Genomic DNA, 23578 nt, shown 5'->3' on the forward strand with positions numbered 1-23578 from the left:
TTTTACCCCTTGTGGGCTGGCACTTGAACCACTTTTCGCAGCCCCGCCCCATTCCCGCGCAGAGCCCTTGCCCCGCGCGGCGGCTTTGGTCATAACGAGGGGCAACTTTTGCCTGATCCGAGGACCCGCCCATGACCCTGCCAGCGCCCGAAACCCGCATCGTGAACACTTGGCGTGTGGCCTGTGACGGCAGCGAAGGCCCGCTTGGTCACCCCCGCGTCTGGCTGCAAATCCCCCGCGATCTGGGCTATGTGGAATGCGGCTATTGCGACTGCAAATTCGTCCATGCGGAGTTTGAAGGCAAAGTCTGAGCCTTCCCGACCGACAGTAGCGACAACCGAACCGACGGCACGAAGCTGCCCGCGCGGCGCATTGGCGTCTGGCCGTGGCGTGTGCTTCGTGGCAAAAGGAACGCCAACCGAAGCGGAGCATCCCCATGACATTTGGCAAAGGCCACCACCTGCATCTGATCGACGGCTCGGCCTTCATCTTTCGCGCCTATCACGCCCTGCCGCCGTTGACGCGCAAGTCTGACGGCATGCCGATCGGCGCGGTCGCCGGCTTCTGCAACATGCTGCACCGCTATGTGGAGGGCAATACCGGCCCCAATGCGCCGACCCATGTGGCGGTGATTTTCGACAAGGGCAGCCACACCTTTCGTAACGACATGTACGACCAGTACAAGGCCAACCGCGATGCCATGCCCGAAGACCTGCGTCCGCAAATCCCCCTGACCCGCACCGCAACGGCGGCGTTTAACATCGCTTGCAAGGAACTTGAGGGCTATGAGGCCGATGACATTATCGCCACCCTCGCCGTGCAGGCCCGCGCCGCCGGGGGCCGCTGCACCATCATTAGCTCCGATAAGGACTTGATGCAGTTGGTTGGCGACGGGGTCGAAATGCTGGACGCGATGAAGAACAAGACCATCGACCGCGATGGGGTGTTCGAGAAGTTCGGCGTCTACCCGGACCGCGTGGTCGATGTGCAGGCGCTGGCGGGCGATTCGGTCGACAACATCCCCGGTGCACCGGGCATCGGGATCAAGACAGCAGCCTTGTTGATCAATGAGTTCGGCGATCTGGACGCCCTCTTGGAGCGTGCGGAGGAGATCAAGCAACCCAAGCGCCGCCAGACGCTGATTGACCACGCCGAGCAAATCCGCCTGAGCCGCAGCCTTGTCCTGCTGGACGAAAACACGCCGATCGACTTCACCATCGACGATCTCGAAGTGCGCGACCCCGATCCTGACCAATTGCTCGGCTTCCTGTCGGAAATGGAGTTCCGCACCCTGTCGAAACGCGTGGCCGAGGTGCTGGGCCGCGAAGCCCCCGCTATTCCCGAAGCGCCCGCCCCCGCTGTCGCCGATCCGCCGCAGGTCGCGGATGTGTCCTTTGACCACAGCACATACGAGCAGGTCAGCGACGCCGAAGCGCTGCGCGTCTGGCTCGACCGGATTTATGAGCGTGGTTATGTGGCGGTAGATACTGAAACGACCGGCCTTGATGAGTTGACGGCGGAATTGGTCGGCGTTTCGCTCGCTGTGGAGGCCGGGCAGGCCAGCTACATTCCGCTGACCCATAAGGCCAGCCGCAGCGAAGACCTTTTCGGCTCGGATGACCTCGCCCCCGGCCAGATGCCTGTCGAAGAAGCGTTGCAACTGCTGACCCCGATGCTGGAGGACCCTGCGATCCTCAAGGTCGGGCAGAACATGAAATACGACAGCAAGATTTTTGCGCAGCTTGGCATCACCGTCGCCCCCATCGACGATACCATGCTGATGTCCTACGCGATGCACGCGGGTCTGCATGGTCATGGCATGGACACGCTGTCTGAGCGTTATCTCGGCCATACACCGATGCCCATAAAACCGCTTCTGGGCAGCGGCAAATCCGCCGTGACCTTTGACAAAGTGCCGATGGAAGAGGCCGTGGCCTATGCCGCCGAAGATGCGGATATCACCCTGCGGCTGTGGCAACTCTTTAAGCCGCAGTTGCACCGCGCTGAGGTGACGAAGGTTTACGAGACCTTGGAACGCCCGCTGGTGCCAGTGCTCGCACAGATGGAACGCGCGGGTATTCAGGTCGACCGCGACACGCTCAGCCGCATGTCCAACGCCTTTGCCCAGAAGATGGCGGGGCTGGAAGCGGACATTCACGCGCTGGCAGGTGAGAGCTTCAACGTGGGCTCGCCGGCGCAGCTTGGCGAAATCCTCTTTGGCAAAATGGGACTGCCGGGCGGCAAGAAGGGCAAGACCGGCAAATACTCCACCGGCGCGGATGTGCTAGAGGATCTGGCGACTGAGCACGACCTCGCCCGCCGGGTGCTAGACTGGCGGCAGCTGTCCAAGTTGAAATCGACCTATACCGACGCTTTGCAGGACCATGTGAACGCCGACACAGGCCGGGTGCACACGTGCTATTCCATCGCCGGGGCGGCGACGGGGCGGCTGGCCTCAACCGATCCAAACCTGCAGAATATCCCGATCCGCTCCGAAGAAGGCCGCCGTATCAGGGAAGCCTTTGTCGCGCCCGAAGGCAAGGTGCTGGTGGCACTGGACTACAGCCAGATTGAGCTGCGGATACTGGCGCATATCGCTCAGATCGACGCGTTGAAAGAAGCGTTCCAACGGGGCGACGACATCCACGCCATGACCGCGTCCGAGATGTTCGACGTGCCGATGGACCAGATGACCCCCGAAATCCGCCGCAATGCCAAGGCGATCAACTTCGGCGTGATCTATGGCATTTCCGGCTTCGGCCTTGCCCGCAACCTGCGCATTCCGAGAGCCGAGGCGCAGGGCTTCATCGACCGTTATTTCGAGCGTTTCCCCGGAATCCGCAGCTATATGGATGACACTAAGGCTTTCGCCAAAGAGCATGGCTATGTGCAGACGCTCTTTGGCCGCAAGATCAATACGCCCAATATCGGCGCCAAGGGGCCGCAGGCCGGTTTCGCCGCCCGCGCCGCGATCAACGCGCCGATCCAAGGCACCGCCGCCGATGTGATCCGTCGCGCGATGATCCGTATGCCCGACGCCATTGCCGACCTGCCCGCGACGATGCTGTTGCAGGTGCATGACGAACTGTTGTTCGAGGTCGAAAAAGGGGCCGAAAATGCGCTGATCGCTGCGGCCCGTGAAGTGATGGAGAACGCCAATGATCCGGTGGTGAAGCTGGATGTAAAACTGATCGTCGACGCCGGTGTGGGCGCTAATTGGGCGGAGGCGCATTGATGGCGGGCGCGGAGCTTCCCGAAGACCTTGCCCAAGCGCTGGAAGAGACCGGCGCGCAGGCGGGCTGGGACGGTTATAGTGCCGAATTGCGTGCCGATGCGCTGGCGTGGATCGACGCGGCGCGGACTACGACGGCGCGGTCAAAGCGCGTGGATGACGTGGCACGCTTTGCCGGCAAGGGGCTCCCGCCGACGCCGTTTCAGTGAGGTCTCCCCCCAGCCCGGAATCAAGCCGCAGGCGCCGGGCCATCGCCTGCCCGTCCCGGCGGGCTGGCGATTTGGTGAGGCTGGGCGCAAATCGGATGGGTCACGCCAAGGTTGATCCATAAAGTGGCACGAAGCGACCATTCGGTCGCTATCCCACGGGCAGGCACTGGCCCTTTGTACTTCGATCACTTTCTACCTAGATATGCTCCATGACCCCAATCCTCTACTCCTTCCGCCGCTGCCCCTACGCCATGCGGGCGCGCCTTGCTCTCGCCGTCGCGCAAACACCCGTCCAACTGCGCGAGATCGTGCTGCGGGACAAACCTCAAGATTTCCTCGACGCTTCCCCCACCGGTACGGTCCCCTGCCTCGTCACGCAAACCGGCCCCATTGACGAAAGCCTCGACATCATGAAATGGGCGCTGGCGCAAAACGACCCCGATGGCTGGCTTGACATGCCCCCCGAAGGCCACGACTGGATCGCCCGCGCCGACGGCCCGTTCAAAGATGCGCTGGACCGGACCAAATACGCCACACGCTACCCCGACGAAGACCCTGCCGAGCAACGCAGCAAAGCAGCCGACTTTCTGCACGACTTGGACGCGCAACTAAACGACTGGATTTTCGACCGTCCCACGCTGGCAGATTACGCGATCCTGCCCTTCGTGCGGCAATTCGCCTTTATCGACCGTGCATGGTTCGACGCGCAGGATTGGCCCAGCCTGCAGGCATGGCTCGACCGCTTTCTTGCGTCCCCACGGTTTGAAGCGATTATGACGAAATACGCCCAGTGGCAGCCCGAGGATGCGCCTGTGCGCTTTCCCTGACGGCTGTCAGCCGTCTTGCGGCAGGTCCTCTGACGGGATGATGCCAAAGAACTCCCCGCCCGACCAGACGCCAAACCAGCCATCACGATGTGCGCCCAGATCCACCAAGCGGTAGAAGCTCTTGCGGTCAATCAACGCCTCAAGGTTACGCCGCACCAGCACATAGGGCGAGGGCTCGCCCGTCTCCTCATCGCGCACCACGCGGATCGGATGCTCTGGCCCTGCCTCAGCCACATCGCCCAGATTGGTGAGAAACCGCAACGTCTGCGACTCGCCGATCCCTTCGACCTCAAAGTCAACGGCTACGAAAGGCGCGTCTTCGACCGTAATACCGACCTTCTCCACCGGAGACTTGAGAAAATAGTCATCCCCCTCGCGCCAGAGAATCGATGCGAACAATTTGACCAGTTCGATCCGCCCGATGGGTGTGCCTTGGTAAAACCACGTCCCGTCACGCTTGATCTGCATGTCCAGATCGCCGCAAAATTCGGGGTTCCACTTCTCCAGCGGCGGGGTTCCGCGCGTTTTTGCAGCCTTGGCGGCTTCGATCAGACCCTCTGTGGTGGGTGTCACGGTATTTTGTCCGCTCATTGGTTTTGCCATTCCCTTTGGTCGCGATACACTTACACCTAGAAGATATAACTCCGGGGAAAGAAATGTCATGGCCGAAGCGGATGATCTGATCGCGCATATCGAAGCGCTGACCGAAAAGCTGGCTGAAGCCAAGCAGTCGATCACCGGGCGGTTTGTCGGGCAGGCGCAGGTTGTTGACCTTGCGCTGACCGCGTTGCTCTGCGGTGGTCATGGGTTGCTGATCGGCCTGCCGGGTCTGGGCAAGACGCGGCTGGTGGAAACGCTCGGCACCGTCATGGGCCTGCACGGCAACCGTGTGCAATTTACGCCCGACCTGATGCCCGCCGACATCCTCGGTTCCGAAGTGCTCGACACCGCGCCCGACGGCAGCCGCGCCTTTCGCTTTGTCGAAGGGCCAATTTTCTGCCAGCTTTTGATGGCAGATGAGATCAACCGCGCCAGCCCACGCACACAGTCGGCGCTTTTGCAGGCGATGCAGGAAAAGACAGTGACAGTGGCCGGCCAAGACCGCGCCCTGGGTCAGCCCTTCCATGTGCTCGCAACCCAAAACCCAATTGAGCAAGAAGGCACCTACCCGCTGCCCGAAGCGCAGCTTGACCGATTCCTCGTACAGATTGACGTGGCCTATCCTGACCGCGCCACGGAACGTGATATTCTCATCGCCACCACTGGTGTGGAGGAAGGCGCGGTTCGTCCTGTCTTTACTGCCCAAAACCTGCTCGCCGCGCAGAGCTTGCTGCGGCGGATGCCAGTGGGCGACAGTGTCGTGGAACTGATCCTTGATCTGGTCCGCGCCTTCCGCCCGGATGAGCCCGAAGCCGCCCCCGCCGTGCGCGAAAGTGTCGCTTGGGGGCCGGGGCCGCGTGCGGCGCAGGCGTTGATGCTGACGGTGCGCGCACGGGCGTTGCTGGACGGACGGCTCGCCCCCTCAGCCGAAGACGTGTTGGCCATGGCCCGCCCCGTATTGAGCCACCGTATGGCGCTGAACTTTGCAGCCCGCGCGCGGGGCGAGAGCTTGCAGGCGCTGATTGACGACACCGCCACCCGACTGATCGGCCAACAGGCCGCCGCGTGACCCATTCCCCCCTGTCCCTCAGGGCCGACGCCGAAGGCGAAGCGGCCCGGTTGCCCGCGCTCTTGGCCCGCGCCGAGCATCTGGCGGGCGCCGTGCTGCCGGGTGCGCATGGGCGCCGTCGTGCGGGGTCGGGGGATGATTTCTGGCAATACCGCCCGGCGCAGATTGGAGACAGCCGCCGCATGGTCGACCACCGCCGCTCGGCGCGAGGCGATCAGGAGTTCGTGCGCGAACGCGAATGGCAGATCGCCCAGTCGGTGATGCTTTGGGTCGATCAGGGAGCGTCAATGCGCTTTGCCTCTGACAAAGGCCTGCCGGACAAGGCCGACCGCGCCCGCCTTCTCGGCCTCGCGTTGGCGATCCTTCTGCTGCGCGGGGGTGAGCGTGTGGGTCTTACAGGCACCGCCCTGCCGCCCCGGCGCGGCAATCCACAGATTTTGCGGCTGGCCGAGATGCTCTGCCGCGAAGACACCCGCGAGTATGCCCCGCCTGAACACCGTGGCATGATCCCCCATGCGCGGGCGATTTTCATCTCAGACTTCATGGGCGACCTCGCCCCGGTGCAGACCGCGCTGACCAAAGCCGCCGACCGCGGCGTGCGCGGTGTGCTTTATCATCTGCTCGACCCGGCAGAAGAAGCTTTCCCCTTCACAGGTCGCACTATTTTCGAAAGCGTCGGCGGCACCCTGCGCCATGAGACGTTAAAAGCGAACGACCTGCGCGACCGTTATCTTGACCGGCTGGCCGCGCGTAAAGACGAGCTGCAACAACTCTGCGCCCGCACTGGCTGGCGCTATGGGTTGCACCATACGGATGCTTCGGCGCAATCCGCGCTGCTCTGGCTCTATGGCGCACTGGATGCGCGGCAGGGGAGCACGGCATGAGCGTTTTCGGCGGCATCGGCTTCACCGCGCCCTGGCTGCTGCTGGCCTTGCTGGCGCTGCCAATCCTCTGGCTGATCTTGCGGGCCGTGCCGCCTGCGCCCATCCGCCGCCGCTTTCCTGGTGTCGCGCTGCTCTTGGGGCTTACGGACGACGAAAGTACGACGGACCGCACGCCGTGGTGGCTGCTTTTGCTGCGGATGTTGGCCGTGGCTGCGATTATCGTGGGCCTCGCCGGGCCGGTGCTGAACCCGCAGGCCGAGCCGGAACAAGGCAACGGACCTCTCTTGATGGTGCTTGATAGCTCTTGGGCCGGAGCCAGCGGTTGGGATCGACAATTGGCCGCCGTCGAGGCGCAACTCACCCGCGCGGGGCGGGCCGAGCGGACCGTGGGCATCCTGACGCTGACCGACCCGCAGGTGCCGACCTTTCAATCCGCTGACGCTTGGCGCAGCCGCCTTGCCGGGCTCACGCCCGCGCCGTGGCAACCATCCCCGGCAGAGATCGCCCGTGCGGCTGAAATCATGGCAGACTTGCCGACCTTCGACACGATGTGGTTCAGCGATGGTCTGGACTATGCAGGCCGCAACGACCTGCTTGAAACACTGCAAGCCAAAGGCGCGGTTGAGGTGCATCAGTCTGCCAGCAACGTCATCGGCATCGCTCCTGCGGTCTATCAAGATGGCGCGATCGACCTGACCCTGCGCCGCGCCACCCCCGGCCCTGAGCGTAAGGCCGTGGTGCAGGCCCAAGGCCGCGACCCGGCAGGCAATGCCCGCGTGCTCGCCACCGCCACTGCCACCTTCGAAGCGGGGGCGACAGAGGCTACAACGTCCCTGTCACTACCCGCCGAATTGCGCGCCCGTTTGACCTCCTTCGACATCGCGGGGCAACGTTCCGCCGGGGCGCGTACCTTGGTCGATGACGGGCTGCGCCGCCGGGAGGTCGCGCTGATCGGCGGACGCGGGGCGCAGGAGGGGCTGCAACTGCTCTCGCCGCTGCATTACATCGAACAGGCGCTCGCCCCGAACGCGGACCTGATCGACGGCACGCTGACCGATGTGCTGCCCGCCAACCCTGATGTGATCGTGCTTGCTGATGTCGCCACCCTCGCCCCCGCTGAGGCAGAGCCGCTGCAAGAATGGATCGGCGCCGGCGGTATGCTCATTCGCTTCGCCGGACCGCGCATCGCGGCGAGCGACGTGAGCCGTATGGACGAAGACCCGCTGATGCCCGTGCGCCTGCGTGCCGGGGGCCGCAGCGTCGGCGGCGCGATGTCTTGGGGAGAGCCGAAAGCCTTGGCTCCGTTCCGCAACGGCTCGCCCTTCTTTGGCCTGCCGGTGCCGGATGATGTGACCGTCTCGGCGCAAGTCGTGGCCCAACCCGACCCAACCTTGGCCGACCGTGTGATCGCATCGCTCAGCGACGGCACGCCATTGGTCACACGCAAGGCGGTCGGTCAGGGGCAGATCGTGCTTTTCCATGTCACCGCCACGGCGGAATGGTCCACCTTGCCGCTGTCGGGGCTTTTCGTGCAGATGATGGAACGGCTGGCCGTGTCGTCGGGGGCCAGCACGCCTGAGGCAGACAGCCTTGATGGCACCACATGGACACCGCTGCGGGTGATGGATGGCTATGGTACCTTGGCGGACGCGGGCAATCTGCCCGGTGTCGCGGGGCCAGACCTGATCTCGGCCCCCGCAGGCCCGGCCCTGCCAACCGGCATCTATGGGTCAGAGGATCGGCGGCTTGCGCGCAATGTGCTGACGCAAGAGACCGCTCTCACGCCGGCAAGCTGGCCCGCTGACGTGCCGCTGCGTGGCCTTGCTCTGCCCGCGGAACAGCCGCTGGCCGGGGCGTTGCTGTCTCTCGCGATCATTCTGCTGGTGGCTGACGTGTTGGCATCGCTTGCACTGTCGGGTTTGCTCTTGCGGCGGTCGAGCGGCACCTTAGCTTTGCTCATCGTCATCGGCCTCGCACCGCAGGGGGCCAAGGCGCAGGACAGCGACCGCGAAAGCTTTGCCGTACGCGCCGCGTCCGAAGTCACGCTTGCTCATGTCCTGACCGGCAACCGAGAGGTCGACGAGATCGCCCGCGCCGGACTGACCGGCCTGTCCGATACGCTCTACTTCCGCACGTCAGTTGAACCCGCATTGCCCACCGGGGTCGATCTTGAGCAGGACGAACTGGCGTTCTTTCCGATCCTTTATTGGCCGATCACTCCGGACCAACCGCAACCCTCGACAGAGGCTTACGGCAAGCTGAATGACTATTTGCGCTCTGGCGGGTTGATCCTGTTCGACACCCGCGACGCTGATATCGCGTCCTACGGTGCCTCCAGCCCCAACGGGCGCAAGCTGCAGGAACTGGCTGCCCCGCTCGACATCCCGCCGCTGGAGCCACTGCCGGGCGACCATGTGCTGACCCGGACGTTCTACCTGCTGCAAGACTATCCTGGCCGTTACAGCAGCCGCGATGTCTGGGTCGAAGCCGCGCCGCCGGATGCCGAGAAGATCGAAGGCATGCCGTTTCGTAACCTCAATGATGGTGTGACGCCTGTGGTGATTGGCGGCAACGACTGGGCTGCTGCTTGGGCCGTGCGCCGCGATGGGGGGCCGCTCTTGCCGATTGGGCGCGGGTTTGCCGGTGAGCGACAGCGCGAGTTGGCATACCGCTTTGGCGTGAACCTCGTGATGCATGTGCTGACGGGCAATTATAAATCCGATCAGGTCCATGTGCCTGCACTGCTCGATAGGTTGGGACAATGACCGCATCTGTGATCTTTGACCCGCTAATCCCGCTGCCGCTGCTGCTGGGGCTGGCCGTGTTGGCATTGCTTGGTGTTGCTTTGGCCGTGTGGCGGGGGCTGACGGGCTGGGCCTTGCGCGGCCTTGCCGCTACGGTGGTGCTGGCCGCGCTCGCCGGACCGTCTTATCAGACTGAAGACCGCGCACCGCTGAGCGATATTGTCCTGCTGGTCGAAGATCAAAGCGCCAGCCAGCGGCTCAGCGACCGCGAGGCGCAATCAGCGGAAGCGGCCGAGGCCATGGCAGCCCGCATCACCGCCCGCCCCAACACCGAGCTTCGCCGCATCACTGTGCCGGATGGGGCCGAAGATGCAGGCACGCGCCTTATGACCACGCTGGCCGATGCGCTGGCCGAAGAACCCCGCGCCCGCATCGCAGGCATTTTGGCGATCAGCGATGGCCGCGTGCATGACGCCGATCTGCCGCTTGACCTGCCCGCCCCGCTGCATCTGCTGCAAACAGGGAAAGAAAGCGACTGGGACCGCCGCCTGACCGTGCGCAATGCCCCCGCCTTTGCCATTATTGGCGAGCCGGTCACCCTGACCCTGCGCATTGACGATCTCGGCGCCGCACCCGAAGGGAACGGACTGACGCGGCTTGATATCTCGGTCGATGGCGAGGAACCGCAAAGTTTCAATGTGCCGGTTGGCCGAGACATCGACTTGCCCGTTACCCTGCCCCATGGCGGACGCAATGTGATCCGTTTCTCCCTGCCCGAAGCCGAGGGCGAATTGACGGATCGCAACAATGCCGCGCTGATCCAGATGAACGGCGTGCGCGATCGGCTCAGTGTGCTGCTGGTCTCGGGCGAGCCGCACGCGGGCGGGCGCACATGGCGCAATCTGCTGAAGTCTGACAGCTCTGTCGATCTGGTGCATTTCACCATCCTGCGCCCGCCTGACAAACAAGACGGCGTCCCGGTCAATGAACTGTCGCTTATCGCCTTTCCGACGCGTGAGTTGTTCATGGACAAGATCGACGACTTCGATCTGATCATCTTTGACCGCTACCAGCGGCGCGGTATCTTGCCTGCGCTCTACCTCGATAACGTTGCGCAATATGTGCGCAATGGTGGCGCGGTGCTTGTGGCTGCGGGGCCGGATTTTGCCAGCGCTGACAGTCTTTACCGCTCCCCGCTTGGCACCGTACTGCCAGCGACCCCCACGGCGCGGGTGCTTGAAGAGCCCTACGCGCCTCTGGTTACGGATATTGGCGAACGCCACCCGGTCACATCGGACCTGCCCGGCAAAGGCGATTGGGGCCGTTGGCTGCGCCAGATCGACGTGACCGCTGACAATGGCAATGTGGTGATGCATGGCATAGACGACCGACCACTGCTGGTGCTGGACCGCGTTGGTGAGGGCCGTGTCGCGCTGCTGGCGTCGGACCACGCTTGGCTTTGGAACAGAGGCTATGAGGGTGGTGGCCCGCAGTTGGAACTGCTGCGCCGTTTGGCCCATTGGATGATGAAAGAGCCCGAGCTTGAAGAAGAAGCGCTGACTGCTGACGCCCAAGGACGAACCATGCGGATCACCCGCCGCACGCTGGATGACAGCGTTCCGCCTTTGACCATCACCGCCCCCGATGGCAGCACCACCGAGTTGACCCTAGCCCCCGCTGGTCCGGGGCGTTTTGAGGCGGAATACACCGGCGAGGAGATCGGCCTCTACCGTCTTGAAAACGGCGAAGAGGTCACCGTGATCGGCCTTGGACCCGCAGCGCCGCGTGAGTTTGTCGAAACCATTGCGAGCGATACGGCTCTGCGCCCGGTGATTGATGGCCTGCGCGGCGGCGTGGCGCGGCTGGAGGACGGTCTGCCCCGCCTGCGCAACGTGGGTCTGGGACGGCCCGCTGCCGGACGCGGTTGGCTTGGGCTCACGCCACGCGGTGCCTATGAGACCCGCGACCTGCGCCAAACGCCGCTGTTGCCAAGCTGGCTTGTCCTGCTGCTTTCCGCGCTGTTCATCACGGCCGCTTGGCTCCGCGAAGGGCGGCGTTAAAGGGCCCGCAGTAATAGGCCGCTTGCCAGTACCAGAACGGTCATGCCTGCAGTCAGTTCAGCCAATGCCGCCGCCTGCGCCAGCCGAGGTGAGCCGGAAAGCCCGCCGAGCAGTCCGGCCCGCAATCCCGATGCTGCAAGTCCCGTTGCGATGGTGACCAAACCAGTGCCAATGGCCATGGCAAAAGCCCCCAGCACACCGACAGCGCCAATCCCCATATGCCATGTGATCACCAGCACAAAAAGCGCTCCGGTACAGGGTCTTACGGCGATCCCGGCGATTAAAAGCAGCGCGTCGCGCAGGTTTCCGGCTTGTTGTACCGCTTCTATGCTCGGCCCGTGGGCATGGCCGCAGTGACTGCAATGCGCGTCAGGAGCAGCAGGGCCGGTCCGCCGGGCATGGCGCAGCCCGCGCCAGATCAGCCAAAGACCAATCAGCGCAATCGCCCCATAGCTGACCGGCGCCATAATGCTCTCCGTCACGCCGACCAACGTCTCGCGCCCCAGCCCCAGCAGCAGAATCCCGGCATAGACCAGCGCCACGGCCGTCACCGCCTGCCCCAAGGAAGCCGCCAGCGCGATCAGCGACAGGCGCAGCATCGGCACTTGCCGCGCCAGCCCGTAGCCGCCGATGACGATCTTGCCGTGGCCTGGCCCTGCGGCATGAACAACGCCATAAGCAAAAGACGCCAGCAGCACTGTCCAGAACGCCGCCGTGTCGCCGCCGCGCGTGGCCCGCAGACCGCCAGCGATGCTGTTCTGGAACCCGCGCTGTTGGCCTGCCGCCCATTGGGATAGAGCCGCAAAGCCGCCTGTCCACCAGAGCGCGGCGAGGGTTAAAAGGGTGACGAGCACCGCAAGTGCTATGAGCTTTCGCATGTGACGACCACCTCATTTGCAAGCGCCTCGCCCAGATTGGGCAGGCCCACATCCTTTGGATCAGTCTGCATATCCAATTCGCTTAGATCCGCCTGAAGCGCCCGCAGATCGGCTGTGATATTTGGCATTTTCACCCGCGCCCGGCAGGCGTCATTCCCGGTGACAGTCACACGGCCTTTGATCTCATAAGCGGTGTAATAGGTGGGGTCATAGGGTTTGATGACCGCCCCGCTGGCCTTGGGCGGTGTGCCTTCGACAGCGCGCAGATGGGTTGTGACGATGCGGCCTTCGGCAAACGTTGTCTCAATCTCTTGCGGGGCTGAAAGGGCAAGTTCTGCGCCTTCTTTTTGCAGCACGGTATCGCCGTTGAAACCTTCGATCCATTGCATGTCGAACCCGTTGAGCGATGCGATTTCCGCCTCAGTCAGCACGCCGTCATAGTCCGGATCAAGACCACGATCTTCGGTTACCAGCAAGGAATAGAATTCGTCATAGGCCCATGTGATCCTAAGATGCGTCAAACGCCCCTGTGCATCAATGATCACCTCCAATCCGGTATCGACAAAGATATGCGGATGGGCGCCGAGCGGCGGGGTGAAGGCAAGGCAGAACACTGTGGCAAGCGCGTATTTCATACCCAATGCTCTAGCCGCCTTCGCTGCGTTCGGCAATTGTCACGCGCCCCGCTGAGCGGCGGGAATATGCCCGCAAGGCTGCGGAAAACCTGCCCTCGTTCAAGAGTTGTTTACCAAGCCCGGCGAGATTGCAGCGCAAAGACCTGCCACGTCGGAGCCGCCATGAGCCTTGCCCAAATGCTGACCGAAGAGCGCCGCAGCCGATTGGCGGCGGAGCGGATGCTGGAGTTGAAACAGGCCGAACTTTTCGCAGCCAACCGCAAGCTCGGAGAACACGCGCAACAACTGACTGAGGAAATTGTTGAGACCCGCGCGGAGGTTGAAACGATCCGCGGTGAAAATCAACGCGTGAAATCGGACCTGTCGGCAGCCAACCAGCGCATCGCGCTGACCGAACGGCGGCTGTGGCAATCTATCGACGCGATCAAGGATGGGTTTGCATTGTTCAACGCGGACAACAACCTGATCATGGCGAACCGAAGCTACCTGCATATCTTTGACGGGCTGGAAATGGTGAAGCCCGGGATCAGCATCGTCTCTATCATTCAGATTTTGACCGACGAAGGCATCGTCGATACCGCCGATCTATCCCCGCATGAGTGGCGGCAACAACTCATCGAACGGCTGCATCAGACCAACCCTGAGCCCACTGTGATCCGCCTTTGGAACGGTAAGTATATCAAATTGGTCAACCAAAGAGGCGCGGGGGGGGATCTGGTGTCGCTTTGTCTCGATATCACCGCGACGGTGGAATACGAGCAGCAGCTTAAGGAAGCCCGCAGCGTGGCAGAGAGCGCGAACCGGGCGAAATCTTCGTTCCTTGCCAATATGAGCCATGAAATCCGCACCCCCATGAACGGCGTAGTCGGCATGGCAGATGTACTGACAGACACCGGATTGACCCCCGAACAAGCGCTTTACGTGGATACGATTAAGAACTCCGGCGAAGCGCTGTTGGTGATCATTAATGACGTGCTCGACTACTCGAAAATCGAAGCGCGCAAACTAGAGCTACACCCCGAACCCTTTGATCTGGAACGGATGATTCAGGAAATCCTCATGCTGCTTCAGCCTTCGGCGCGCAGCAAAGGGCTCGATCTGCTGCTTGATTACGATCTGTTCCTGCCCACGCAACTGATTGGCGATCCGGGGCGTCTGCGGCAGGTGCTCACGAACCTCATTGGCAATGCGGTTAAGTTCACCGCGCAGGGCTATGTGCTGGTACGGGTGACGGGTGTGCCGGGCGATGCGCAGGGGCCGACAGATGTGCATGTTAGCATCGAAGACACCGGAATCGGCATCCCAGCCGATATGGTCGACCATATTTTTGAAGAGTTTAATCAGGTCGAAAACGAACGAAACCGCCAGTTTGACGGCACCGGACTGGGCTTGGCGATCTCTCAACGGTTAATTGACCTGATGGGCGGCACCATCTGGGTCACCTCCGAAGAGGGCGTGGGGTCGAACTTTGGCTTTCAGGTTGCGCTTAGCCCCAGCGGCGCGGCCCCGCTGCCCCGCCCGATCCTGCCCGAAGGGTTGAAACATGTGATGGTGGTGGACGACATTGAGGCAAACCGCACCATTCTTGACCGCCAAATCCGGCATCTCGGGGTGAAAGTGACCTGCTGCGAGAGCGGCGCGCAGGCGTTAGGGCGGCTTGATCCGTCGGTCGATCTGATCCTCACGGACCACCATATGCCCGGCATGGACGGGTTGGAAATGACCGCCCAACTACGAGCGCGCGGCGACGCCACCCCGGTTATTATGCTCAGCTCCAATCTCAGCACGGTAGAAGGGAACCCGGCGCGGCAGCATTTGCTCGGTTTGATGCAAAAACCTGTGCCGCGACAAACTCTTATGGCCCGGCTCGGAGCGCTGACGATGGAGCCTGTTACGCCGACTGCCAGTGATGCGGCAGCCCCATCGCCCCCCGCCCCTCGGCAGCGGGCGATGCGTATTTTGGCGGCAGAGGATAACAAAACCAATCAGTTGGTGTTTCGCAAAATGATTAAGGATTTGGACGTGGACCTGACATTCGCCAACAACGGTGAGGAGGCCATTGCCCGGTTCCGCACGGTAAATCCCGATTTGATATTCATGGATATTTCGATGCCCCGGATGGATGGCAAACAGGCCACCACGGCGATCCGAGCGCTTGAAGCCAAATCAGGGCGGCATGTGCCGATCGTGGCCTTAACCGCTCATGCGATGGACGGCGATGACAAGAGCATTCTTGCGGCGGGTCTGGATCACTATCTGACCAAACCTCTGCGCAAACCTCAGATCATTGAACGCATCCTTGCCGCGCAACCAGCCGACACCCGCCCGCCCTTGCCGCCAGAGCCGGAGGCCACTGAATAGCAAGCCGCCGATCAGTTAGATGGATAGGGGCGCACAAAAACAGGACGCTCTGGGGTTGAGGCGTCGGGCTGATAGGCATAGCCGCCGCTGTCAAAGTCCTTTAACCCGTCGGCATTGGTCAGCCTGTGCTGGACGATATATCGCGCCATGGCCCCGCGTGCCTTCTTGGCAAAAAAGCTGACGATTTTTGGCCCTTTGCCGTCGCCCTTGTCTTCCATGAACTGCGGTGTAATTACCTGCAGTTTCAGAGCCTTGAGGTCAACCGCGCCAAAGTATTCCTGACTTGCGCAGTTCACCAGAACGTCGCTGCCCGTCACCTCGGCCTGCGCATTGAGCGCTTTCGACAGCCCATCGCGCCAATAATCATAGAGGTTGCCGCCGCGTCTTGTTTTCAGCTTGCTCCCCATCTCTAGCCGGTAGGGTTGGATCGCGTCCAACGGGCGCAACAGGCCGTAAAGACCCGACAGGATGCGCAGATGGTCTTGGGCGTAGGTCAATTCGTCCGTATCAAGGCTCGCCGCCTCTAGCCCTTGATAGGTATCCCCCGCAAAGGCGAGCGCTGCGGGGCGGGTGGTGCCCGCAGTGGGCTCGGCCTCGAACGCCTGAAATCGGTCGCGGTTAAGCCGCGCCAGATCGTCGCTGAGCCCCATGAGTTTTTTCAGATCGCCCAACGTCAGCCCGCGCGCGGCTTTCGCCAGCCGCAGGGCGTCCTCCTGAAAATCCGGCTGTGTCACCGCAACGTCGCGTTCGGCCCAATCGAGCCGTTTGGCGGGGGAAATAACGACGAGCATGGCAGTCTCCTTGGCGCGTGTCGGATTGGTCTAGCCCGCGTCGCGCAGAACGTCCAGAAAGGCGGGGCCAAAGCGTTCGGCGCGTTTGTCGCCCAACAGCCGTTCAATGGCAGAACTGTCTGCGCTGCGCAGTTGCGCGACCTTGGCGAGCGTCGCGGCAGAGCAGCTTAACGGTTTTTCCGTGCCGGCCTCACCACGCGCCAAATCGGCCTGCACCTGCAACAACTGGTCATAGACATTGCCCGCCTCGCGCCCAGCCAGCTTGCGCCGCACTTTGTGCATTGGCTGCGCTTCGCCGTTGATCACCTCAAGGAACGCCGCGCCGTAATTTTCCAACTTCTTCGCGCCGACGCCCCCGATACGCGCCATGGCGTCAAGGTCTTGCGGGCGGGCCTCGGCCATTTCGATCAGGGTGCGGTCGGTAAAGATGATATAGGCTGGCACCCGCGCCGCTTCGGCCAATGCACGACGCTTGGCTTTTAGCGCCGAAAGCAACGGCGCGTCTTCGTCGCTGACCATCGCCTTTACCGCGGGCCGCCGTGTTGCTCCCGCCGCTTTAATACTGTCGCGCCGTAGGTTAATCGACGCCTCCCCCCGCAGGATCGGCAGCGCCGCATCCGTCATGCGCAGCGCACCATGACGTTCGGCATCAGGGCGCACGAGGTCATGGCCCATCATCTGCCGGAACACCGCCTGCCATTCATTGCGGCTGTATTCGCCGCCCACGCCGTAGGTCGGTAAGGACTGGTGGCCGCGCTGGCGGACCTTTTCGGTCTCGTTGCCCAGCAGAATATCGATTAGATGGCCCGCGCCGAACCATTCATCGGTGCGCAGCATGGCCGAAAGCGCTTTGCGGACCGCCGTGGTGCCGTCGAAGACTTCCGCCGGATTGTCGCAGAGGTCGCAGCGGCCGCAGGTGATCTCGGTCTCGTCGAAGTATCCCAGCAGCGTCTTGCGGCGACACTCCAGCGCCTCGGCCAGTCCGAGCAGCGCGTTCAGCCGCCCGTGATCCGCAGCGCGCCGTTCGGGTGGGGCAAGTCCCTCGTCAATCTGGGATCGGCGCAGGCGAATGTCATCAGGGCCGAACAGTGTTAGCGTTTCCGCCGGTGCGCCGTCACGCCCGGCCCGGCCAATTTCTTGGTAGTAGGCCTCGATCGATTTGGGCAGGTCCGCATGAGCGACCCAGCGGATGTCGGGCTTGTCGACGCCCAAGCCAAAGGCCACTGTAGCGCAGACGATTAACCCATCTTCTTGCTGAAACCGTCGCTCAGCGATGCGGCGGTCTTCGGCCTCCATCCCGCCGTGGTAGTGCAGCGCGGTCTGGCCCTGATCGCGCAGGGCTTTCGCCAATCCTTCGGTCTTGGCCCGCGTGCCACAATAGACGATGCCAGACTGGCCCTTCCGGGCGGCGGCGAAGTTCAAGATCTGGTCGCGGGGCTTGTTCTTGGCCGCAAAGGCGAGGTGGATGTTGGGCCGATCAAACCCGCGCAAGAAGGCGCGCGGCGGGGTGCCGTCAAAGAGCTTCTCGACAATCTCGACCTGCGTTTCGGCATCTGCCGTAGCGGTGAAGGCGGCCAGCGGCACATTGAGCGTGCGGCGCAATTCACCGATGCGCAGATAATCGGGGCGAAAGTCATGGCCCCATTGGCTGACGCAATGCGCCTCGTCCACGGCGATGAGATTGACGCCGACACGGCGCAACATCCCCATGGCCGAGCCCGCGGCGAGCCGTTCAGGCGCCATATAGAGCAGTTTAAGTGTGCCAGCCTCCAGCGCCTCCCAAACCGCGTCAGTCTCCTCTGGCGTGTTGCCAGAGGTCAGCGCACCCGCCGCGACGCCCGCTTCTTGCAGACTGCGGACCTGATCGCGCATCAGAGCGATGAGCGGGCTGATGACCACGGTCACCCCCTCCCGCATCAGGGCAGGCAGTTGGAAGCACAAGGATTTGCCACCGCCAGTGGGCATAATGGCAAGCACATTCTCGCCTTGGGTGACCGCCTCGACGATCTCTTGTTGGCCGGGGCGGAACCCGTCAAAACCAAATACATCACGAAGAAGCGTGGCAGCGCCTGTCATGGGGAACCTGTAAAATTGTCTGCTCTTTTCATGCAGACTCACACACTAACAAATCGTGAACAAGGCCCGATACAGGCGACATAGGCGCGCAGGCGGGATCAGTAAAATGCCGCTGCGTTGTTGGTCAGCACGATCCGCGCGATAGCGACCGCGATCAGCACGATCAAGGGTGCCAAGTCCAGCCCGCCCATCGGGGGGATAACACTGCGCACACGGCTATAGACCGGCTCTAGGATACGGTTCAGCCCGTCCCAAATCTGCGCGACCAAGGGCTGACGCAGGTTCAGCACCTGAAAGTTAATCAGCCAAGACATGATGACATGGGCGATGACGATGAACCAAACGATGTTCAAAAGCAGCATCAGGATTTGGAACAGTGACGTCATGGAATACCCCCTTGGTGTGACGCAAGACAGTTAAGCGCCCTGCCCTCAAAGGGCAAGAGTGCCGCGACGTATATGCTTGACCCCGCAGCTATTCCCCCGCAAATCCCCCGCTGGTCTTAGAAAGGAAAGCCTCATGTTCCCGATCGTCCGCATGGCCAAAGATCTCGTCGTCGCTGCGCGACAGGCACCACTGGAAAACCTGACAGACACCCATGTCAGCCATCATATCTGCTGGCCGCATGATCTCGACATCTGGATGGAGTTGAACAACGGGCGGGCCTTGTCGCTCTATGATCTGGGCCGCACGGCGATGGCGCAGCGGGCCGGGTTGATCGCCCTGCTGCGGCAGAACAAATGGGCGATCACCATTGCAGGCTCCAGCACGCGCTTTCGTCGCCGTATCCGTATGTTCGAGAAGTTCGAGATGCGCAGCCGGACGCTGTGCTGGGATGACAAGTTCATCTACCTTGAGCAATCCATGTGGAAGACGAACGGTGAATGCGCAAGCCATGTGCTTTACCGCTCTGCCGTGACGGATAAAAACGGGCTGATCCCGCCAGAAAAGGTGTTGAGCGCGATGGGGCGGCAACAACCGTCGCCCGCGATACCTGATTGGGTCGCTCAGTGGATCAGCGCGGACAGCCACCGCCCCTGGCCGCCCATGCAAGACAACGTATCAACCACCGCTGCGACCCAGAACTCTGCGGCCTGACCAAGCCCCAATGATATACCTGTAGTTGCGTGTCTACAGGCGCTTGCGCGTTGCCGCGCGCCCTGCTCTAACCTGAACGGAGGCAGGCGACAAAGGGGCGCGACATGACACAGATCACGCAGCGCAAGCGCATCTGGGGGTGGTATTTTTTCGATTGGGCAAGCCAGCCTTATAATACCCTGCTGCTGACGTTTATCTTTGGTCCCTATTTCGCTCAGACCGCAACCAATGCGCTGGTCGAGGGAGGGATGGACCTGAGCGCTGCCAAGGCTCAGGCGCAGGCGTATTGGGGCTACGGGCTGGCGCTTGCTGGCATTGCAATTGCGATACTGGCTCCGATCCTCGGGGCGGTGGCGGACAGCTCTGGGCGGCGGATGCCGTGGATCTGGTTGTTTTCGGCCATGTATGTGACCGGCGCAGGGGCGCTATGGTGGACCGCCCCGGCAGACTTCTCCATGCTCTGGGCGCTGTTCTTCTTTGGCATTGGGTTGATCGGGATGGAATTTGCCACGATCTTTACCAATGCCTATCTACCCGAACTGCACCCGGACGCGGACGAGCGCGGACGCATTTCGGGCGATGGCTGGGCCTTTGGCTATGCGGGCGGCGTGCTGGCGCTGATCGCAATGATTGCGCTGTTTCAAAGCGGTCCGAACGGGCGCACGATGGCCGGGCTAGCGCCGCTTTTCGGGCTTGATCCGGCAACCAAGGCTGACACCCGTATCGTTGGCCCTTTGGTGGCCATTTGGTTCGTGGTCTTTATGGTTCCGTTCTTTCTTTACATGCGTGATACGCCCAAGCCGGGGGCGGTGCGCTACCAGGTCGGCGCGGGGCTGTCGGACCTTATGCGCACGCTGCGCAACCTGCCGAACCACCCCTCGCTGCTGGCTTACCTCGGCTCGTCAATGTTTTACCGCGACGCGCTGAATGGCATGTACACTTTCGGTGGAGTCTATGCGCTCGGCGTGTTGGACTGGTCGATCCAAGAGATTGGTATCTTTGGGATTTTGGCTGCCATTTCGGGCGCTGTGTTCTGCGTTTTAGGCGGGCGTATTGACCGGCGCTATGGGCCGATGCCGGTGATCGTTGCCTGCTGTCTCATCCTTGTGGCAACAGCCTGCCTGATCATCTCGTTGGGGCCGAATTCCGTCATGGGCGTTTCTTTGCCGGAGGGGTCGGCGCTACCTGATATCCTGTTCTATGTAGCCGGCGCATCGATCGGCGCGGCGGGGGGTGCTTTGCAGGCATCCTCGCGTAACATGCTGACGCGGCAAGGAAACCCAGAGCGGATGACCGAGGCTTTCGGGCTCTACGCGCTGTCGGGCAAAGCCACCTCTTTTCTCGCCCCTGCGCTGATCGGCATCACGAGCGACCTCACTGGCAGCCAGAGGCTTGGCATTACCCCTGTCGTGGGGCTGTTCATCATCGGGTTGATCCTGTTAGCATGGGTGAAACCCAAGGGAGATTTTGCCTCATGATGCTGCACCGTGTCTTCGCTTCGGCAGCTCTGATCCTCGCTCTCGCCTCTTGCGGCGACGGCAAGACAGAGACCGATATCAGCGGCGAAAAAGTGACCCTACCCACGATCGGGTCCTCCGGCGGGGCGCTGAACAATATGGAGGCCAAGCGGCTTTTCGGTGCCAAGAGCTTTGCCTCCAGTCAAACGCCCGCCGCCTTTGGCAGCTATTCGAAAGGCTGTCTCGCTGGTGGCGTGCAATTGCCGGAAACCGGGCCGACATGGCAGGCCATGCGACTGTCGCGCAACCGCAATTGGGCGCATCCTGAAACCATCGACATGGTAAAGAAACTCAGCCGCAAGGCCGCGCAGCAACCGGGCTGGGCTGGCATCTATGTGGGCGACATGAGCCAAGCGCGGGGTGGGCCGATGCTCACCGGTCACCGCAGCCATCAGATCGGTCTGGATGCCGACATCTGGATGCTGCCGCCCAAGTCGCTAAACCTGACGCGCGCAGAACGTGAGAACATCTCTTCGATCTCCATGCGCCGGGCCAAAGGGGCTTACGTCAACAAATCGTGGACCCGTGCGCATCATGAGGTCATCAAAGCAGCCGCCCAAGACCCGCGTACCGCGCGTATCTTTGTCTTCCCCGGTGCCAAGGTGCAGATGTGCACGGATGAGAAAGGCGACCGCAGTTGGCTGCGCAAAGTACGGCCTTGGTACGGGCATCACTACCATTTCCATGTGCGCCTGAAATGCCCCAGCGGCGCACGCGGCTGTGTTGATCAGGCACCGCCACCTCCGGGGGACGGCTGTGCGGATGCGCGGCAATGGCAGAGCAATATCCTGAACCCCCCGCCGCCAGACCCCAACGCGCCCAAACCCAAACCGCGGCGCGAACTGCTGCTTGCTGATCTTCCGGCCCAATGCAACGCCGTATTAAACGCAAACTAACGCGCGCCCTACTGCCGCTATGTATCTTGATGTCTTGCGCCGCTCCGGCTGCGCAGACTGAACCCGTGGTGCAGTCCCAGTCCCGCATAACATGGCACCATCCAGCGCCATGGTTCGGGGGTTTTTCGGGGGTGGAAATCTCTGCGGATGGCAATCATCTAATTACCGTTTCGGATCGGGGCCGCCTTGTCCATGCGCGGCTGACGCGAGAAGACGGCCAGTTGGTCGGTTTAGCGGTTGAAAAACAGGTGCCGCTGAAAGGTCCAGACGGCGCTCCGCTGCGCAAGGTGGACAATGATCCGGAGTCGTTGGCACGGGATAAAACGGGTGCGCTCTATATCTCATTTGAACACAACCACCGCGTTGCCCGGCTGGACCCCGAAAGTGGCATCACCACCCCACTGCCCAAACACGCGGACTTTGCCCGGCTAGAGGCCAATGCAGGGATCGAAGCCTTGGCGGCCCATCCTGACGGACGCCTCTTTGCGCTGCCCGAAAAGCCTGTGTCCGCGGGGCGCGATTTCCCGCTTTATACCTTCGACGGCAAGACATGGAGCACCGCCGGGTCCATCCCCCGACGCGGGCCATTCTTGCCCGTTGGTGCAGATTTTGCCGCCGATGGCACGTTCTACCTGTTGGAGCGGACCGTGACACCATTGGGCTTTCGCAGCCGCATTCGCAGCTTTGACCTCTCTGCACCAGACTTGGATGAGACCATCCTTTTGACCAGCGGTCCCGGCGAATACGACAATCTCGAAGCGCTTGGCACATGGCAGGACGCCGCCGGGCACACCCGGCTGATCCTGCTGTCTGATGACAATTTCTTTTTGATGCAGCGCAACGAGGTTGTTGAGCTGACCCTTGCCAAGCCGGACCTGCGCAACTAAAGCCCGCCTGTCTGCGATCCCCGCAGGCCAAGTCGCCGCACCCTTGCACAAAACGGTTTACATATGACACGCACCTATCTCCCCGGCATTCTTGCCATGGCCGCCATTGTTGTGGCCTCGAATATCCTCGTCCAGTTTCTGTTCGGCCAATGGCTAACTTGGGGCGCTTTTACCTATCCGCTGGCCTTTCTTGTGACCGATGTGATGAACCGCCTCTACGGCGCCTCTGCCGCGCGGCGGGTGGTACTGGTGGGTTTCGTTGTCGGGTTGATTTGTTCGCTGATCGGGACGCAGATTATGGGCGAGTTCGGCCCCTTGGTCACCCTGCGGATCGCCCTCGCCTCAGGCACGGCCTTTTTGGTCGCGCAATTGTTCGACGTCACGATCTTTAACCGCTTTCGCAGCGGCCCGTGGTGGCGCGCACCGCTGGTCAGCACTTTGATCAGCAGCGCCATCGACACGGCGCTTTTCTTCTCGATCGCCTTTTCCGCTACGCTGTCCTTCCTCCACCCAGCCACGGATGTCGCTTGGGCGGGGGAAACCCTGCCGCTTCTGGGGGCCGGACCCCTCGCCCCGCTCTGGGTTTCACTAGCGGTGGCGGATTGGTCGGTGAAACTGGCCATCGCCCTGATCGCGCTGATCCCCTTCCGCCTGATCACCGCGCGATTGACTGCGCGCGGCTGACGTTCCGATAGCCGCAAGCCATTTGCGTGGGTGGCCGTGGGGGAAGGTCGCCCCCGCGCGCGACCAGCGCATTCTTGCCGCAACGTCAACTTGAAAAAAATGCTTTGTGAAACGCATAACCTGTGCCACG

The 23578-nt window shown here is 62.2% G+C and carries 20 protein-coding genes; 14 read left to right on the plus strand and 6 right to left on the minus strand.

What is annotated here, in order from left to right; translation table 11 throughout:
* Positions 1–131 precede the first annotated feature (131 nt).
* The 4 genes from HTT03_RS15690 to HTT03_RS15705 all read left to right on the plus strand — a co-directional run bounded on the left by HTT03_RS15690 (position 132) and on the right by HTT03_RS15705 (position 4268).
* Complete coding sequence (locus tag HTT03_RS15690; RefSeq protein WP_174860725.1) at positions 132–311, plus strand: zinc-finger domain-containing protein; 180 nt, start codon at positions 132–134, stop codon at positions 309–311.
* Between the two features lie 125 nt (positions 312–436).
* Positions 437–3235 (plus strand): DNA polymerase I, encoded by a 2799-nt coding sequence (gene polA / locus HTT03_RS15695; RefSeq protein ID WP_174860726.1) that lies wholly within the window; start codon positions 437–439, stop codon positions 3233–3235.
* Positions 3235–3441 carry a YdeI/OmpD-associated family protein gene (locus HTT03_RS15700; protein WP_174860727.1) on the plus strand — a complete coding sequence of 69 codons (207 nt, stop codon included), beginning with the start codon at positions 3235–3237 and terminating at the stop codon, positions 3439–3441. Before polA ends, HTT03_RS15700 begins: the two co-directional genes overlap by 1 nt.
* A 209-nt stretch (positions 3442–3650) precedes the next feature.
* Positions 3651–4268 carry a glutathione S-transferase gene (locus HTT03_RS15705; protein WP_174860728.1) on the plus strand — a complete coding sequence of 206 codons (618 nt, stop codon included), beginning with the start codon at positions 3651–3653 and terminating at the stop codon, positions 4266–4268.
* 6 nt (positions 4269–4274) lie between these two features.
* Here HTT03_RS15705 and HTT03_RS15710 read toward each other — a convergent pair whose 3' ends face one another.
* On the minus strand, positions 4275–4859 hold the full coding sequence (locus HTT03_RS15710; RefSeq protein WP_174860729.1) for a DUF1285 domain-containing protein: 585 nt from the start codon (positions 4857–4859) through the stop codon (positions 4275–4277).
* 70 nt (positions 4860–4929) lie between these two features.
* On the opposite strand from HTT03_RS15710, the gene HTT03_RS15715 reads away from it, so the two are divergent.
* From HTT03_RS15715 to HTT03_RS15730, 4 genes are read left to right on the plus strand one after another with little or no spacing between them, the layout of a single operon-like run.
* Positions 4930–5937 (plus strand): AAA family ATPase, encoded by a 1008-nt coding sequence (locus HTT03_RS15715; RefSeq protein WP_174860730.1) that lies wholly within the window; start codon positions 4930–4932, stop codon positions 5935–5937.
* Positions 5934–6821: a DUF58 domain-containing protein gene (locus tag HTT03_RS15720; protein ID WP_174860731.1), complete on the plus strand. Its 888-nt coding sequence runs from the start codon at positions 5934–5936 to the stop codon at positions 6819–6821. The genes HTT03_RS15715 and HTT03_RS15720 overlap by 4 nt, the downstream gene beginning before the upstream one ends.
* The gene (locus HTT03_RS15725; RefSeq protein ID WP_174860732.1) at positions 6818–9586 is read left to right on the plus strand and encodes a DUF4159 domain-containing protein; all 2769 of its coding nucleotides are present in this window, start codon (positions 6818–6820) and stop codon (positions 9584–9586) included. Before HTT03_RS15720 ends, HTT03_RS15725 begins: the two co-directional genes overlap by 4 nt.
* Entirely contained in the window at positions 9583–11625 is a 2043-nt protein-coding gene (locus HTT03_RS15730) for a glutamine amidotransferase (RefSeq protein ID WP_174860733.1), read from the plus strand. Before HTT03_RS15725 ends, HTT03_RS15730 begins: the two co-directional genes overlap by 4 nt.
* Here the strand turns inward: HTT03_RS15730 and HTT03_RS15735 are convergent.
* Both HTT03_RS15735 and HTT03_RS15740 read right to left on the minus strand, forming a co-directional pair.
* Positions 11622–12503 (minus strand): nickel/cobalt transporter, encoded by an 882-nt coding sequence (locus HTT03_RS15735; RefSeq protein ID WP_174860734.1) that lies wholly within the window; start codon positions 12501–12503, stop codon positions 11622–11624. The genes HTT03_RS15730 and HTT03_RS15735 overlap by 4 nt on opposite strands.
* The gene (locus tag HTT03_RS15740; RefSeq protein ID WP_174860735.1) at positions 12488–13138 is read right to left on the minus strand and encodes a DUF1007 family protein; all 651 of its coding nucleotides are present in this window, start codon (positions 13136–13138) and stop codon (positions 12488–12490) included. The genes HTT03_RS15735 and HTT03_RS15740 overlap by 16 nt, the downstream gene beginning before the upstream one ends.
* Before the next feature lie 162 nt (positions 13139–13300).
* Between HTT03_RS15740 and HTT03_RS15745 the strand changes: the two genes are divergently transcribed.
* Entirely contained in the window at positions 13301–15499 is a 2199-nt protein-coding gene (locus tag HTT03_RS15745) for a response regulator (RefSeq protein ID WP_174860736.1), read from the plus strand.
* Between the two features lie 11 nt (positions 15500–15510).
* Here HTT03_RS15745 and yaaA read toward each other — a convergent pair whose 3' ends face one another.
* From yaaA to HTT03_RS15760, 3 genes are all read right to left on the minus strand, one after another.
* Complete coding sequence (gene yaaA, locus HTT03_RS15750; protein ID WP_174860737.1) at positions 15511–16290, minus strand: peroxide stress protein YaaA; 780 nt, start codon at positions 16288–16290, stop codon at positions 15511–15513.
* Positions 16291–16320: 30 nt separating this feature from the next.
* Positions 16321–18366, minus strand: coding sequence for a DNA helicase RecQ (recQ, locus tag HTT03_RS15755; RefSeq protein WP_174860738.1), 2046 nt, complete (start codon positions 18364–18366; stop codon positions 16321–16323).
* A 98-nt stretch (positions 18367–18464) separates the two neighbouring features.
* Complete coding sequence (locus tag HTT03_RS15760; protein ID WP_174860739.1) at positions 18465–18752, minus strand: YggT family protein; 288 nt, start codon at positions 18750–18752, stop codon at positions 18465–18467.
* Between the two features lie 133 nt (positions 18753–18885).
* Here HTT03_RS15760 and HTT03_RS15765 point away from each other — a divergent pair, with 133 nt between their 5' ends.
* The 5 genes from HTT03_RS15765 (at position 18886) to HTT03_RS15785 (ending at position 23448) form a co-directional block, all read left to right on the plus strand.
* Positions 18886–19464, plus strand: a complete 579-nt coding sequence (locus tag HTT03_RS15765) for an acyl-CoA thioesterase (protein ID WP_174860740.1) — start codon at positions 18886–18888, stop codon at positions 19462–19464.
* 104 nt (positions 19465–19568) lie between these two features.
* Entirely contained in the window at positions 19569–20942 is a 1374-nt protein-coding gene (locus tag HTT03_RS15770; RefSeq protein WP_174860741.1) for an MFS transporter, read from the plus strand.
* A complete protein-coding gene (gene mepA, locus HTT03_RS15775) occupies positions 20939–21877 on the plus strand; it encodes a penicillin-insensitive murein endopeptidase (protein ID WP_174860742.1) in 939 nt (312 codons plus the stop codon). The genes HTT03_RS15770 and mepA overlap by 4 nt, the downstream gene beginning before the upstream one ends.
* Before the next feature lie 29 nt (positions 21878–21906).
* Entirely contained in the window at positions 21907–22764 is an 858-nt protein-coding gene (locus HTT03_RS15780) for an esterase-like activity of phytase family protein (protein ID WP_246253569.1), read from the plus strand.
* Positions 22765–22827: 63 nt separating this feature from the next.
* On the plus strand, positions 22828–23448 hold the full coding sequence (locus tag HTT03_RS15785) for a queuosine precursor transporter (protein WP_174860744.1): 621 nt from the start codon (positions 22828–22830) through the stop codon (positions 23446–23448).
* The last annotated feature ends 130 nt before the right edge of the window (positions 23449–23578 follow it).

The sequence above is a fragment of the Sulfitobacter maritimus genome (genome assembly GCF_013346665.1).
Lineage (GTDB): Bacteria > Pseudomonadota > Alphaproteobacteria > Rhodobacterales > Rhodobacteraceae > Sulfitobacter > Sulfitobacter maritimus.

Bases quoted from the DNA above. Each gene is read 5' to 3' on its own strand.
- HTT03_RS15690 (WP_174860725.1), top strand. From the start codon at position 132: ATGACCCTGCCAGCGCCCGAAACCCGCATCGTGAACACTTGGCGTGTG.
- polA (WP_174860726.1), top strand. From the start codon at position 437: ATGACATTTGGCAAAGGCCACCACCTGCATCTGATCGACGGCTCGGCC.
- HTT03_RS15700 (WP_174860727.1), top strand. From the start codon at position 3,235: ATGGCGGGCGCGGAGCTTCCCGAAGACCTTGCCCAAGCGCTGGAAGAG.
- HTT03_RS15705 (WP_174860728.1), top strand. From the start codon at position 3,651: ATGACCCCAATCCTCTACTCCTTCCGCCGCTGCCCCTACGCCATGCGG.
- HTT03_RS15710 (WP_174860729.1), bottom strand. From the start codon at position 4,859: ATGAGCGGACAAAATACCGTGACACCCACCACAGAGGGTCTGATCGAA.
- HTT03_RS15715 (WP_174860730.1), top strand. From the start codon at position 4,930: ATGGCCGAAGCGGATGATCTGATCGCGCATATCGAAGCGCTGACCGAA.
- HTT03_RS15725 (WP_174860732.1), top strand. From the start codon at position 6,818: ATGAGCGTTTTCGGCGGCATCGGCTTCACCGCGCCCTGGCTGCTGCTG.
- HTT03_RS15730 (WP_174860733.1), top strand. From the start codon at position 9,583: ATGACCGCATCTGTGATCTTTGACCCGCTAATCCCGCTGCCGCTGCTG.
- HTT03_RS15735 (WP_174860734.1), bottom strand. From the start codon at position 12,503: ATGCGAAAGCTCATAGCACTTGCGGTGCTCGTCACCCTTTTAACCCTC.
- HTT03_RS15740 (WP_174860735.1), bottom strand. From the start codon at position 13,138: ATGAAATACGCGCTTGCCACAGTGTTCTGCCTTGCCTTCACCCCGCCG.
- HTT03_RS15745 (WP_174860736.1), top strand. From the start codon at position 13,301: ATGAGCCTTGCCCAAATGCTGACCGAAGAGCGCCGCAGCCGATTGGCG.
- yaaA (WP_174860737.1), bottom strand. From the start codon at position 16,290: ATGCTCGTCGTTATTTCCCCCGCCAAACGGCTCGATTGGGCCGAACGC.
- recQ (WP_174860738.1), bottom strand. From the start codon at position 18,366: ATGACAGGCGCTGCCACGCTTCTTCGTGATGTATTTGGTTTTGACGGG.
- HTT03_RS15760 (WP_174860739.1), bottom strand. From the start codon at position 18,752: ATGACGTCACTGTTCCAAATCCTGATGCTGCTTTTGAACATCGTTTGG.
- HTT03_RS15765 (WP_174860740.1), top strand. From the start codon at position 18,886: ATGTTCCCGATCGTCCGCATGGCCAAAGATCTCGTCGTCGCTGCGCGA.
- HTT03_RS15770 (WP_174860741.1), top strand. From the start codon at position 19,569: ATGACACAGATCACGCAGCGCAAGCGCATCTGGGGGTGGTATTTTTTC.
- mepA (WP_174860742.1), top strand. From the start codon at position 20,939: ATGATGCTGCACCGTGTCTTCGCTTCGGCAGCTCTGATCCTCGCTCTC.
- HTT03_RS15780 (WP_246253569.1), top strand. From the start codon at position 21,907: ATGTCTTGCGCCGCTCCGGCTGCGCAGACTGAACCCGTGGTGCAGTCC.
- HTT03_RS15785 (WP_174860744.1), top strand. From the start codon at position 22,828: ATGACACGCACCTATCTCCCCGGCATTCTTGCCATGGCCGCCATTGTT.